8 protein-coding genes are annotated in these 14,142 nt (G+C 42.5%); 7 read left to right on the top strand and 1 reads right to left on the bottom strand.

The annotated features are described in order from the left end of the window. Window positions 1–164: 164 nt before the first annotated feature. From pheS to AC5FX4_RS13705, 4 genes are all read left to right on the top strand, one after another. Window positions 165–1,145: a phenylalanine--tRNA ligase subunit alpha gene (pheS, locus tag AC5FX4_RS13720; RefSeq protein ID WP_493606928.1), complete on the top strand. Its 981-nt coding sequence runs from the start codon at window positions 165–167 to the stop codon at window positions 1,143–1,145. Between the two features lie 13 nt (window positions 1,146–1,158). Next, window positions 1,159–3,546 (top strand): phenylalanine--tRNA ligase subunit beta, encoded by a 2,388-nt coding sequence (gene pheT / locus AC5FX4_RS13715; protein WP_493606927.1) that lies wholly within the window; start codon window positions 1,159–1,161, stop codon window positions 3,544–3,546. A 2-nt stretch (window positions 3,547–3,548) separates the two neighbouring features. Beyond that, entirely contained in the window at window positions 3,549–3,848 is a 300-nt protein-coding gene (ihfA, locus tag AC5FX4_RS13710) for an integration host factor subunit alpha (protein WP_010362644.1), read from the top strand. Between the two features lie 133 nt (window positions 3,849–3,981). Next, window positions 3,982–5,595, top strand: coding sequence for an EAL domain-containing protein (locus AC5FX4_RS13705; RefSeq protein WP_493606926.1), 1,614 nt, complete (start codon window positions 3,982–3,984; stop codon window positions 5,593–5,595). A 9-nt stretch (window positions 5,596–5,604) separates the two neighbouring features. Here the strand turns inward: AC5FX4_RS13705 and AC5FX4_RS13700 are convergent, their stop codons facing one another. Continuing rightward, the gene (locus tag AC5FX4_RS13700) at window positions 5,605–7,227 is read right to left on the bottom strand and encodes an alpha-glucosidase family protein (RefSeq protein ID WP_493606925.1); all 1,623 of its coding nucleotides are present in this window, start codon (window positions 7,225–7,227) and stop codon (window positions 5,605–5,607) included. 649 nt (window positions 7,228–7,876) lie between these two features. Between AC5FX4_RS13700 and AC5FX4_RS13695 the strand changes: the two genes are divergently transcribed. The 3 genes from AC5FX4_RS13695 (at window position 7,877) to AC5FX4_RS13685 (ending at window position 14,141) form a co-directional block, all read left to right on the top strand. Then, complete coding sequence (locus tag AC5FX4_RS13695; protein ID WP_493606924.1) at window positions 7,877–10,702, top strand: TonB-dependent receptor; 2,826 nt, start codon at window positions 7,877–7,879, stop codon at window positions 10,700–10,702. Window positions 10,703–10,787: 85 nt separating this feature from the next. After that, window positions 10,788–12,284 carry a tryptophan halogenase family protein gene (locus AC5FX4_RS13690; RefSeq protein ID WP_493606923.1) on the top strand — a complete coding sequence of 499 codons (1,497 nt, stop codon included), beginning with the start codon at window positions 10,788–10,790 and terminating at the stop codon, window positions 12,282–12,284. A gap of 12 nt (window positions 12,285–12,296) precedes the next feature. Further along, on the top strand, window positions 12,297–14,141 hold the full coding sequence (locus AC5FX4_RS13685) for a glycoside hydrolase family 13 protein (RefSeq protein WP_493606922.1): 1,845 nt from the start codon (window positions 12,297–12,299) through the stop codon (window positions 14,139–14,141). Window position 14,142: the final 1 nt, after the last annotated feature.

Genomic DNA, 14,142 nt, shown 5'->3' with positions numbered 1-14,142 from the left:
AATAGGCCTGTGATACTCTAAAAATACGATTACAGGTTTATTTTTACAAATATTCACCCCTAATCACAAACTGAGCAGAGTTAGGGCTAGAATCTAGTCCGTGCTTTCAGTTATCATAAGCGATTAATACACAGCAAATTACCTCCATAAAGATCAGGTATAGAATGAACTTAGAGAATATTTTAGCGCAGGCGCTAGAAGCCGTTTCCGGCGCAAGCGAAATAGCGCATCTTGAGGATGTCCGAGTTAATTACCTTGGTAAAAAAGGTGAGATCACAGGATTACTTAAAACCCTAGGTAAATTAGCGCCAGAAGAGCGCAAAGAAGCTGGGGCAGTGATCAACCAAGCTAAAACCCAAGTACAAGACGCAATTAATGAAAAGCGCGAGCTTTTAACTCAACAAGCGCTTGAGAAAAAACTTGCAGAAGAAACCATTGATGTCACCTTACCGGGCCGCACTATGCCTGTAGGTGGTGTGCACCCAGTGACACGCACTATCGAGCGTATTGAATCATTTTTTGGTGAGTTAGGCTTTGCTGTTAAATCTGGCCCTGAAGTGGAAGATGATTTCCACAACTTTGACGCGTTAAATATTCCTGAGCATCACCCAGCGCGTGCGGACCACGATACATTCTATTTTAATCCTAAGTTGGTACTGCGTACACAAACCAGTGGTGTGCAAATTCGTACCATGGAAGCTGAAAAGCCACCACTACGTATCATTTCTCCAGGTCGTGTATATCGTAACGACTACGACCAAACACATACGCCAATGTTCCATCAAGTAGAAGGTTTGATGGTTGATACAGACGTAAGCTTTACTGAGCTTAAAGGTATTTTGCACGACTTTTTACGTAACTTTTTCGAAGAAGATATGGAGATTCGCTTCCGTCCTTCTTATTTCCCATTCACTGAGCCTTCGGCAGAAGTGGACGTAAAAGGTAAAAATGGCAAATGGTTAGAAGTATTAGGTTGCGGTATGGTGCATCCAAACGTACTTCGCTCAGTGGGTATCGACCCTGAAAAATACACCGGTTTTGCTTTTGGTATGGGTGTAGAGCGTTTAACCATGTTGCGATATGGCGTAAACGACTTACGTGCATTTTTCGAAAACGATTTAAAATTCCTAAACCAATTCAGATAAGAGCGAAGTAAATATGAAATTTAGTGAAAAGTGGTTACGTGAGTGGGTTAATCCAGCCATTGATACTGAGGCTCTTTCTGAACAGCTTTCTATGGCGGGCCTAGAAGTTGATGGTTTGGATCTCGTTGCAGGTAACTTCTCTGGTGTCGTTATTGGTGAAGTAGTTGAATGTGGTCAACACCCAGATGCAGACAAATTACGCGTAACAAAAGTAAACGTCGGTGAAGACGAGCTTTTAGACATCGTGTGTGGTGCAGCAAACTGTCGCACAGGCTTAAAAGTAGCAGTAGCTAAAGTTGGCGCCGTTTTACCAGGTGATTTTAAGATTAAAAAAGCCAAGCTTCGCGGCCAGCCTTCACACGGCATGCTATGTGCGTTTGAAGAGTTAGGTATGGCAGAAAGCTCAGAGGGTATTCTTGAATTACCAGCCGATGCACCGATTGGCCAGTGTATCCGCGAGTATTTCTCATTAGATGATGTAACGATTGACGTTGATTTAACTGCAAACCGCAGCGATTGTTTAGGTATTAAAGGCTTAGCGCGTGAAGTGGGTGTATTAAACTCACTCGACGTGACTGAAGTTGCAATTGAAGCGGTACAGCCAACAATTGATGATAAAATTTCAATTGAGCTTGTGAACAGCAAGGCATGTCCTCGTTATTTAGCTCGTATTATCAAGGGTATTAACCTTGATGCAACAACACCACTTTGGATGGTTGAAAAGCTTCGTCGCTCTGGCGTTCGTTCTATTGATCCGGTTGTGGATGTGACCAACTTTGTTTTACTTGAGCTTGGGCACCCAATGCATGCGTTTGACTTAAATGCCATTGAAGGTGGCATTAAAGTACGCAATGCTAACGAAGGTGAAGAACTGGTACTGCTTGATGGCAACACTGCTAAGCTAAATCCATCAACGCTGTTAATTGCCGATGATAAAAAAGCATTGGCGATGGCGGGTATTTTTGGTGGTGAGGCTTCAGGTGTGCAAGAGGGTACTCAAGATATTCTTCTTGAAAGTGCATTCTTTGCACCACTAGCGATTGCAGGGCAAGCGCGCAGCTATGGTTTACACACTGATGCGTCTCATCGCTATGAACGTGGCGTTGACTATAAATTGCAACGCGATGCTATGGAACGTGCAACGGCACTATTATTAGAGATTGTTGGTGGTGAAGCAGGTCCTGTTGTTGAAGCAGTGTCTGAAGCTGATTTGCCACAAGAGAAGTCTGTTACATTGCGTCGTGCTCGCTTAGATCGAGTTATTGGTTACCACATTGAAGATGCGAAAGTAACCGATATCTTAACGCGTTTAGGTCTAACAGTGAGCTTTGCAGAAGATACGTGGCAGGCACACGTGCCGAGCTACCGTTTCGATATCAGCATTGAAGAAGATCTAATCGAAGAAGTTGCACGCGTATTTGGTTACAACAACATTCCAAATGTAGCGCCAACCGCTGCATTGAAAATGACGACGCATGTAGAAGCAAACGTGCCTGTTTCACGTATGCGCAACGAGCTTGTATCGCGCGGTTATCAAGAAGCAATCACCTACAGCTTTGTTGACCCTAAAGCACAACAATTACTTCACCCAGAATCATACGCACTAGTATTACCACATCCAATTTCTGTTGAGATGTCAGCAATGCGCGTGAGCTTAATGACTGGTTTAGTGAATGCGGTTGTGTATAACCAAAACCGTCAGCAGTCACGTATTCGTTTGTTCGAGCAAGGCTTAAAATTCTTAAAAGATGAATCTGCGGAAAACGGCGTATCTCAAGTGGCTGTTCTTGGTGGTATTGTTTATGGCAATACACACAATGAACATTGGTCAATTGCTTCTCGTGCAGCAGACTTCTTTGATGTAAAAGGTGACTTAGAAGCATTATTGTCACTAACAAATGATAAATCGCGATTCAGCTTTAAAGCCGAAGCCTGTGATGGGTTACACCCAGGTCAGTCTGCGGCAGTGTATTTTGATGATGCAAAAGTTGGCTTTATTGGCGCTATTCATCCACAATTACAAAAGTCTCTAGGTTTGAATAGCACGGCTTATGTGTTTGAAGTAGAAGTAGAAGCATTAAGTGCGCGTAAGTTACCAGAAGCGGTAAGTGTGTCTAAATTTCCATCAAATCGAAGAGATATTGCTATTTTAGTTGCAGATGACGTAAAAATAGGCGATATTTTAGAAAGCATTGAGAAAGTTGGCGGAAATCAATTAGTTGACCTAAACTTATTCGATGTGTATAAGGGCAAAGGTATTGAGCCAAATTATAAGAGTTTGGCGATTGCTCTGACACTACAAGCGGTTGATAGAACACTCGAAGAGAAAGACATCAATCAAGTTGTAGACAACGTGGTGGCTGAATTAGCCAAACAATTTAATGCATCGTTGAGGGACTAGATATGGCGCTTACTAAAGCCGACATAGCTGAACACCTATTTGAAAAATTGGGGATAAATAAAAAGGATGCCAAAGACTTAGTTGAAGCGTTTTTTGAAGAAATCCGCTCAGCGCTTGAAAAAGGAGAGCAAGTAAAGCTCTCAGGTTTTGGCAACTTTGATCTCCGTGACAAAAAAGAGAGACCGGGTCGTAATCCTAAAACAGGTGAAGACATTCCTATCTCTGCGCGTCGCGTAGTAACTTTCCGCCCAGGCCAAAAACTAAAGACTCGCGTCGAAGTTGGTACTAGCAAAGAAAGTTAGAATTTCTCATTAAGTTGAAAGCTATTCTACAAGGCCTTGGGTATATACTCAGGGCCTTTTCTGTAATAAAAAAGTCACAAACCTTCTCTACAATCGTGCCTTTAATAGTGTTGCTGACTGAGGTACAAAGATCATGCCAAGGGCGCGTTTCTTAGCTAAGCAATTGAGATGTATTGCTTACGCTTGGTTGGCTTGTAGTTTTATATTCGGGATCCTACTGGTATTTCTATTTGCACAACACAGAAATATCGAGCAGCAGCATATTCAATCAATTGCCGAAAAGGTGCATTTTGAACTAAATGCCCAGATCAGCGAAATTGACGCTTTTCTCAGTCAAGCTGAGCAGCTTGATGTATCCTGCCCGCAAGAAACTGTTTTTAGGCTTCGTCAGCAGGTTTTCAAAAACCCTGCGATGAGTGAAATTGGGATCGTTAATCACAAAGGTCTACTTTTGTGTAACAACTATGGTGCGTTAGCAACGCCAATTCAGACGACCGCACCGATTAAAACCCAAGGGCTTCGTTATTATGGCTTTGTGATCAGTGAATACATGGAAATGTCGTCATTTGTTTTGGCGAGAACCCGACAAGATAGCTATGAAGTCAATGTGTTGCTACCCAGTGAATGGTTACGCCATACACTTGAATTACAGCAGTATACTCACCTAGATTTTATTGCCTTAGTAGACAGTGAAACCGGTGTGCCCATTGTGTTGCAGGGAGACTATAGTTTACCGCTGAAACAAAGCGTATACCCTATCAACGTCGCAAAAGGAACCAAGGGGAAGTTTGACGATAGTGAGCACAAGTACTTATTTGCTATGCCTTTACAGGCATTACCTAAGCTTTCTATTGTGGCTGCCAGTACGAGCACCAGTATATTTGATGTTGCCGGCTCATCTTTGAGCGTATTGGGTGTGCTTTACCTCATTGTTTGGACTTTACTTAGCTACTTTATATTTTACTATGAACAGCGCCAATTAAGCCTGAAATTTCAGCTTAAGCATGCAATCGCAAAACAGCAGCTCTTTAACGTTTATCAGCCTTTGATTGATGCCAAAACGCAGGAAATGGTGGGAGTGGAAGTCTTGATCCGCTGGCAGCACCCCACGGAAGGTGAGCTAAGCCCCGCTTATTTTGTTCCAGAAGCTGAGCGAAGTGGTGCGATTGTTGAAATATCCATTAATCAAGTAAAAACAGCGGTCAGAGAGCTTAAGCCGTTACTGGCGCAAAACCCAGATCTTAAGGTGTCATTTAACGTCAATGGCCAGCTTTTAAGCTGTATTGAATACCTCAACGCTCTGCACAGCGCGCACAAGCATATAAATAAACTCACCATTGAGTTAACTGAGCGTGATGTATTAGCCCAAGCACAAGTTAAGCAAACGCTTGAGCAGCTTGTACAGTGGGGAATTGAAGTGGCAGTAGATGACTTTGGTACGGGATATAGCGGTTTACAGTATCTACAAAGCTTTCCAATCGATCTGCTTAAGATAGATCAGAGCTTTGTGGCGTCTATAGGCTTAGACAATCTGCAATCCCCTGTACTTAATGCAGTCATTGAAATGGCGACCAAGCTTAATAAAAAGTTGATTGCTGAAGGAGTTGAAACATCATATCAGGCCGATTACTTGCTAAAGCAAGGGGTAGATGTCCACCAAGGTTGGCTATACGCGAAAGCGCTTGCTATTGAGGGGCTTATTAGCATGACACAAAAAAGGGAGCTTAAATCGCTCCCTGTATGCTAATACGCTGCTTTACAAGCTCATGAAATAACAGCCGTATCCAGGAAGTGTGAGCGTAACGCCATTAACGTTACCGGTGTGATGTTCAAGCTCTGTATGCGCTTGGCCATTTAACTCTTGTGGTAAGTCAACCGTTTGTATTTGATCATTCAAGTTGAATACACATAACAAGGTTTGCTGCTCATAGCGTCGGTAAAAAGCCAAAATTGGCTCCGCTGTATCAATAAATTCAATATCGCCATAGCGCAAAATGGGGTGTGTTTTACGCCATGCCATAAAGTGCTGAAAGCGTTTTAGTACCGAATCTTGCGTTTGCTCCTGTAAATCAACAGCTAACGCAGAGTGACTGTTTTCCACTGGTAACCAAGGTGTACCTGCACTAAAGCCTGCATGCGACTGTTTAGCCTGCCAAGGCATTGGCGTTCTGCAGCCGTCACGACCTTTAAAGTTAGGCCAAAATGTAATGCCATATGGGTCTTGTAAATCTTCAAAAGCAACGCTCGCTTCTCCAAGACCAAGCTCCTCACCTTGGTACATACAACTACTGCCGCGTAGTGAGCCCAATAAAGCAGTGAGCATACTGACCTGCTTTGGATCAGGCTCATTGTTTGGATTCCAACGGCTGGCTACGCGTTCTACATCATGGTTACTGAATGCCCAGCAAGGCCATCCTTCAGTCATGACTGACTCTAGCGTGCTTACAGTTTCACGAATGTATTTTGCGCTGTAGTCTTTGGTTAGCAGCTCGAAGCTGTAGCCCATATGTAGTTTATTACCATCGGACGTGTATTCGGCCATTGTTTGTAGCGAGTCTTCAGACGAAATTTCACCTAAGCTGACAGTGCCGGGGTAGCGGTCTAGCAGGGCTCTGATCTCTTGCATGAATGCAAGGTTTTCAGGCTGCGTATTGTTGTAGTAGTGGTATTGGAACGCATACGGATTATCTTCACTAAAACCACGACCTTGACGCAGTTCTTTAGGTTTTGCTGGGTTGTCACGAAGTTGTGCATCATGATAACAAAAGTTTATTGCGTCTAAACGAAAGCCATCCACGCCTTTTTTCAACCAAAACTCGACGTTGTCTAACACGGCGCGTCTTACGTCGGGATTGTGGAAGTTAAGATCTGGCTGTTCAGTTAAAAAGTTGTGCAAGTAATATTGACAGCGCCTTGGCTCCCATTGCCATGCCGTGCCACCAAATATTGAGAGCCAATTGTTTGGTGCACTACCATCAGGTTTGGCATCAGCCCATACATACCAGTCAGCTTTGTCGTTTGTTTTGTTTTCTCTACTTTCAATAAACCATTGATGTTCGTTCGAGGTGTGGCTCAGTACTTGGTCAATAATGATTTTGATATCACGTTGATGCGCTTGCTCAATTAAGTTATCAAAGTCATTTAAGTTACCGAACATAGGATCAATATCTCGGTAATCACTGATGTCATAGCCAAAATCTTTCATTGGTGATTTGAAGAAAGGCGAGATCCAAATCGCATCAACACCCAGCGACTTAATGTAGTCTAATCGATTGATAATGCCCGGGATATCACCAATCCCATCCCCATTTGTATCTTGAAAGCTACGAGGGTAGATCTGATAGATCACCGCGCCTTTCCACCAGTGTTGCTGAGCCATGTACTGTCTCCAAATTTTGCTCAATGTCGCCCCAGATACTTAGCAAATATAGGTTATAGCAGCTAAGCGGGGCAATAATGGCAAAAAGCATACGTTATCCCCTAAATGCTGTAAAAAGGTTGCATACGTATGCACGGTAAATATCGAATTTGATAGACTATTTTGTTCGCTAAAACCATATTCTTTTCCTGTCATAAAAGTTTACCAATTTTATGGTAAGTGGGTTTCGTACATTTTCCTTTCTTTAGATATAGCTATTACCACCACCTTTAATTGGTAATACCAATTTACTGTTTGCTCACTTTTATTTCTTTGTAAGCGAGTTCTAAGTTTATTAAGTGCGAAAAATGGCTATGAATTCGTTAACTTTGATGAAAAAAAGCGCAATATATTTGTGATAACAAAATCTTTATTTTAAAAATAAAAAAATAAATAAAAACAATTTCTTAGCCTGTTTTTGTGTGAAAAAAATGTAAAGCTATCTAAATGTTCTACAGTTTGAATACGTATGCATAAAGTTGTTTGTAAAATTAGCAGAGCGCTAATATGCATCCTGACAACAAAAGTAACTGGCTAAAACGACCGTTTGTCATCAAACGAAAAGATAAAATGAGCCAGCCATAAAATTGGGTAATTGGGATAAAACACTATGTCTATGTTCAAACCAAGTATGTTAACTCTCGCACTGATTGGTGCAGGCGTTGTATCAAACACCGCTTATGCGGCTGAAGAAACGGCAGCAGAAACAGCAAAAAAAGTAGAAGTAATAGAAGTTAAAGGCTTTCGTGCCAGCGTTGTTGAGTCAATCAACACTAAACGTTTTTCTTCAGAGGTTGTAGAGTCAATTTCTGCCGAAGACATAGGTAAATTACCAGACTCTTCAATTGCAGAGTCAATTGCACGTCTGCCAGGGCTTGCAGCTCAACGACTTGATGGTCGTGCGAGTAAGGTAAGTGTTCGTGGTTTTAGCGAAGATGAAAGTGCAACGACCTTCAATGGTCGTGAACAAGTTTCAATTTCTGATAACCGAGGCGTAGAGTTTGACCTTTACCCATCAGAAATTATGAGCGGCGTAACCGTATATAAAACACCTAGCGCAAATCTTGAAGCTGAAGGGATTGCTGGTGTCATTGATATGCAAACTATCAAGCCGTTAAGCACTGACGAGCGAATCGTACAGATTAATACTATGTACGAAAAAACCAGCTTTGATAAATTAAACCCAGATGGTGATGATGCCGGTTTACGTGGCACCTTCTCTTATGTTGATAAGTTTAAAGATGACACTATCGGCGTTGCTTTAGCACTTACAACGATGACCTCTCCAAACCAAGAAAAACGATGGAATGCGTGGGGCTACCCTGAATTTAAAGATAAGAATGGCAAAACACATTCAATTTTGGGTGGTGCAAAACCTTATGTTCGTTCTTCAACATTGGAGCGAGATTCGGCAATGTTTGTGTTGGAGGCAGCGCCTTCAGACAATTTGTCTATGGTTTTTGATGCGTTATACGTAGACTTTAAAGACAAGAAAATTTTGCGTGGTATTGAGATCCCGTTTGCTTGGGGCCAAGGCGAGATCGCAAAAGAAACCGCGGTTGTAGATGAGAGCACAGGTTTTGTTACGAGTGCTATCACGCAGGGGCAGCGAGTGGTTGTACGTAACGACTATGAAGAGCGAGAAGCACAGCTAAGCGCTTTTGGTTTTAACAGCAAATATAGCGTAAATGACTCATTAACATTAGAGTTTGATGTTAGCCATTCAAATGTGGACAAAAAAGAATGGAGTCTTGAAAGCTACTCTGGAACCGGTCGCGGTGATTCAAGAGGCATAGCAGATAACATTGGCTATGCGTTTAACGGTGCGAATACTGGTGCACAGTTTAGCCATGAACTGGATTATAGTGACTACGACTTAATTAAACTGGGTGGGCCACTCTCTTGGGGTGCCAGTGCTGCATTAAATGAGAAATATGGTATTGTCGGCTCTACAAATGCAGACGGTGAATATGTACCGCACCCGTTCGAAAACCAAGCACAAGATGGCTTTTTAAATACACCGACGGTTGAAGATGAGTTAAATACCCTGAAATTCGCGGCTAAACAAGCATTAGAAAACGAGTTTATTTCAAGTGTTGAAGGCGGTATTTCTTATCGCAAGCGCGAAAAGAACAAGGTTTCAGAAGGTTTCTTCTTAACATCAAGTGATTTCTCGTACCCGAATAGCCCTGACTTAATGGCTGTGCCTGAGCAGTATCGTCTAGGTAGTGTTAATCTAGACTTCATCGGTATGGGAAATATGATTGCATATAACTCTCGCGCTTTGCTTGCCGATGGCAAATTCAATATGCTTGCTGAAAGCCTCACAAAACCAGACCATGCAACTAAGTCATGGAAAGTGGAAGAGCAAGTTACCGCTGCATTTGTGCAAGCAAATATTAATGCGGAAGTTGCGGGTTTACCCCTAACGGGTAATGTGGGCGTACGTTATGTGAAAACACAAATCAGCACTGAAGGTGCAATTGCAGATAATGGTGCGAATGGTCAACTTGTGTTCACATCGAGTGCTGTTGATACTGACTACTCACATGTTTTGCCAAGCTTAAACTTATCACTGGCTTTGGATGAACGACAAACTGTTCGTTTTGGTATTGCCAAAACATTGTCTCGCCCTCGTATGGATGAGATGAATTCATCATTGGCAAGAAGTTACAATGAGCAACCTGATGACAATGGAAACAATTGGGAAATAAAAGGTGGTAACCCGCATTTAGCACCAAAGGAAGCGACAGGCATAGACCTAACCTATGAGAACTATTTTAGTGCCGAAGGTTATTTCTCTACTGCGATTTTCTACAAAGACTTAAATGAATGGATCTTTGATAGCTCAGTTGAGCAAGATCTAAGTGGCGTGGTGAACTCTGCGACCGGAAAGATTCCAGCAAATCCTACTGCGACACGTAAGTTTAAAGAAAATGGCGGCGGTGGTGACCTTTGGGGTTACGAAGTGGCAGTTACATTACCATTTAATTTGTTCCATGATAGCTTAGAAGGCTTTGGTATTATCGCCAGCCATACAGGTGTTAAACAGGATGTGAATGATCAATACGGTAAAGAGTACAAGTTACCGGGTTTATCAGAAAGAATTCAAAGCGTTACCGTTTACTATGAAAACTATGGATTCCAGGCGCGTACCAGTATGCGTAAGCGTAGTGACTTTAAAGGCGAAGTAAAGGGTGTAGGGCTTACAAGTGTCCAAGTGGATATCATGGGTGAAACCATCTGGGACGCGCAATTGGGTTATGACTTCGGCGAAGGTGGTTTTAAATCATTGGATGGCTTAGCCGTGACTTTCCAAGTGCAGAACATCACAGAGGAGCCATTCACGGCGCTATCCGGTGATAATGCGTTAGAAGTGCGTGACTATCAAGATTATGGTCGCACTTATATGCTAGGTTTAAGCTATAAATTTTAATCGCTGACACGCGAATAAACCCAAAGCCCTTGTTACTTGTACAAGGGCTTTTTTGTATAAGGGTTAATTACAGGGGGTCTTTAGTATGTCTGAACAACAAGTAAAAAATATCGTCATTGTCGGCGGTGGAACTGCAGGTTGGCTTAGTGCGGTATTTCTGGCCAAGGTAATGGGAAAGCTCATAAATATTACTTTGTTGGAGTCGGCTGAGATTGGCACCGTGGGTGTAGGAGAGGCAACAATTCCACCGTTACAGTCTTTCAATAATGCAATGGGCATTGCTGAAAGCGAGTTTATCAAGCAAACCAACGCCACCATAAAACTGGGAATTCAGTTTGAAGGCTGGGGTAAGCAAGATAGCAGTTATATGCATGCTTTTGGTACGATAGGCAAAGACTTCCCGTTTTGCGAATTTCATAATCATTGGCTTTACGCCAACCAACAGGGTCTTGGCGCTGACTTTTGGGATTACTCCTTAAATTATCAAGCAGCCAAACATCACAAGTTTTCTAAATTAAGCGTAATTCCTGGCACTAATCTCCCTGGTATTACATATGCTTATCATTTTGATGCGGGGTTATATGCTCAGTTTTTAGCAAGTCATGCTAAAGCGATGGGGGTTAATCATCTTCAAGGTACGGTTAAGCAAGTAATCAAAGACGATGAAACTGGTTTTGTTAAGCAGCTAGAATTAGACAATAATGAGCTCATAACGGGAGACTTGTTTTTAGACTGTTCTGGAATGCGCGGTTTGCTGATTGATCAAGCGCTTAATACAGGGTTTGAAGATTGGTCTCATTGGCTGCCCTGTGATAGTGCATGGGCTGTACCGTGTGAACATAATAATGACAAGCGAGCACCCTATACACGTTCAATTGCCCACGCGAGTGGTTGGCAGTGGCAGATCCCTTTGCAGCATCGCATTGGTAATGGCATTGTTTACGCGAGCAAGCATATGTCTGATGAGCAAGCAAAGCAATTATTAATGAATAACTTACCGGGTAAAGCGCTTGCAGAACCAAAACAGATCCGCTTTAGAACTGGGCGCAGACTCACACCATGGCACAAAAATGTGGTGGCTATTGGTTTATCAGGTGGTTTTTTAGAGCCGCTTGAGTCCACCAGTATTCACTTAATTCAAACGGCGATAGTGCGATTGGTTAAGCTATTCCCTCATCAGACGATTGAACCAAGCCAAGTGGCCCTTTATAACCAGCAATCAAAAGTAGAGTTTGAGCGTATTCGTGACTTCATAATCTTGCACTACAAGCTCAATGAACGTGATGACAGTGATTTTTGGCGACAGTGTCAAACGATGGAGATCCCTGACAGCCTAGTGAAAAAAATCCGCCTTTTTGAACAAACAGGCAAGCTGCTACGTGAAGATGATGAGCTCTTTGCTGAAGTAGCTTGGCAACAAGTGTTTATAGGACAAGGGCTCAAGCCAAAACAGCTTCATCCGCTAGTTCGTATGATGAGTGATCAGCAAAGAAATGAGCTGTTTAGTAGCCTTAATACATTAATTCAACAAACCGTAGCGGCAATGCCCGCTCATGAGCAATTTTTATCAAACAATAACTAAAAGAGACTGAAGGTGCAGATTTTTTTAATATTTTTCATTGCTGTAAGCATCAATTTTTGTTCAGTTGCACATGCATATCAAGTAGAGCCAAAAAACTGGTGGGTGGGTATGGAGCACCCTACGTTGCAAATCATGGTACGCAAGGAGCGAGTTGCCCAAGCGCACATTCATTTACGTCCATATAAAGGCGTTCAACTGGTTGGGGTAGAGTATGGTGATAGCCCAAATTATGCTTTTATTAACTTAAATATTGCGCCCAATACCAAAGCAGGAGAACTTGTTTTTGAGCTCTCCGACAAAACACACAAGTCTTTGCTTACATATCCATTACTGGCGCGCAAAACTAACAGTGCAAATCGTCAAGGGTTCTCAAGTCAGGATGTGATCTATTTGATTAACCCAGATCGGTTTGCCAACGGCAATATAGAAAATGACAGTGTGGATGGCATGCTAGAAAAAGCAAATTCCGCACATCGTGGCGGCCGTCATGGTGGTGACATTCGAGGGATAATCGATCGTTTGGATTATATTAAAAATATGGGATTCACCCAATTATGGTTAACCCCCGTGCGCGAGAATAACATGGCGGATTATTCCTATCATGGCTATGCAATGACCGATTTCTATCGCATCGATCCGCGTATGGGTAGCAATGAAGAATATTTAGAGTTAACCCGTTTGGCAGCCCAAAAAGGTATTGGGGTGATCATGGATATGGTACTTAACCATAGTGGCAGCAATCACTGGTGGGTGTCAGATAAGCCGACTAAAGATTGGTTGAATTTTGATGGAAAATATAGCGGTACTAGCCATGCAAGGCAAACAATACAAGACCCACACGCCAGCGAATTTGATAAAAAACAATTTAATGATGGCTGGTTTGTGCCGACAATGCCGGATCTTAATCAACGTCAACCTTTGCTTGCGACATACCTAATACAAAACGCCATTTGGTGGATAGAATACGCGAACCTCAGTGGTATTCGTGTTGATACCTACTCTTATTCGGATAAAGCATTCTTAGCGCAGTGGACGCAAAGAATTATGAATGAATATCCGAACTTTAATATTGTGGGTGAAGAGTGGAGCACTAATCCGGCGATTGCGTCGTATTGGCAGCGCGGTAAGGTTAATCATGATGGCTATTCATCTAGTTTGCCTAGTGTAATGGATTTTTCGTTGCAAGAGTCTTTGATCAAGGCACTAAATGAACAAGAAAGTTGGAATACGGGCTGGATCAGAGTGTATCAATCTCTGGCGAATGACTTCTTATATCCTGACCCAAGTAACTTACTCACCTTTTTAGATAACCACGATATGAGCCGCGTGTATACAGAGTTGGGCCAGAGTCTAGAAAAAACAAAGTTGGCGATGACTTTATTATTGACCACCCGAGGCATTCCTCAGATTTACTATGGAACAGAAGTGCTATTGGATAATACGGGTTCGAACGACCACGGCGATATTCGAATTGATTTTCCGGGTGGTTTTAAGTCCCATGAACAAGATGCCGTTACAGGGAAGGGGCTGACGGATAAGCAAAAGTCGATGCAAGATTATGTGCGTAAACTGACTCATTTACGACAAACTTATCCGGCGATTGCTCGCGGTACGATGACACACTTTAGCCCTTATTCTGGCATTTACAGTTATGTTCGCACTTATAACGGTCAAGCCATCTTGGTCTTGCTTAACAAGCAAAACGAAGACATTAAAGTGGATATGGCGCGTTACAAAGATGTTTTACAGTCTGCAGCTTCTGCAATGGATCTTATAACACAAGACAAGCTGGATATTGCACAACCTATTGAAGTGCCAAGTAACGGTGCGCTTTTACTGCTCATCGATGACCTGTAGA

This window comes from Pseudoalteromonas sp. ATL1, from assembly GCF_058933015.1.
The sequence above is the reverse complement of the archived record's forward strand: the minus strand, read 5'-3'. Positions and strand labels throughout refer to the sequence as shown.

Excerpts from the sequence above, each read along its gene's own strand:
- pheS (WP_493606928.1), top strand. The coding sequence starts at position 165 with ATGAACTTAGAGAATATTTTAGCGCAGGCGCTAGAAGCCGTTTCCGGC.
- pheT (WP_493606927.1), top strand. The coding sequence starts at position 1,159 with ATGAAATTTAGTGAAAAGTGGTTACGTGAGTGGGTTAATCCAGCCATT.
- ihfA (WP_010362644.1), top strand. The coding sequence starts at position 3,549 with ATGGCGCTTACTAAAGCCGACATAGCTGAACACCTATTTGAAAAATTG.
- AC5FX4_RS13705 (WP_493606926.1), top strand. The coding sequence starts at position 3,982 with ATGCCAAGGGCGCGTTTCTTAGCTAAGCAATTGAGATGTATTGCTTAC.
- AC5FX4_RS13700 (WP_493606925.1), bottom strand. The coding sequence starts at position 7,227 with ATGGCTCAGCAACACTGGTGGAAAGGCGCGGTGATCTATCAGATCTAC.
- AC5FX4_RS13695 (WP_493606924.1), top strand. The coding sequence starts at position 7,877 with ATGTCTATGTTCAAACCAAGTATGTTAACTCTCGCACTGATTGGTGCA.
- AC5FX4_RS13690 (WP_493606923.1), top strand. The coding sequence starts at position 10,788 with ATGTCTGAACAACAAGTAAAAAATATCGTCATTGTCGGCGGTGGAACT.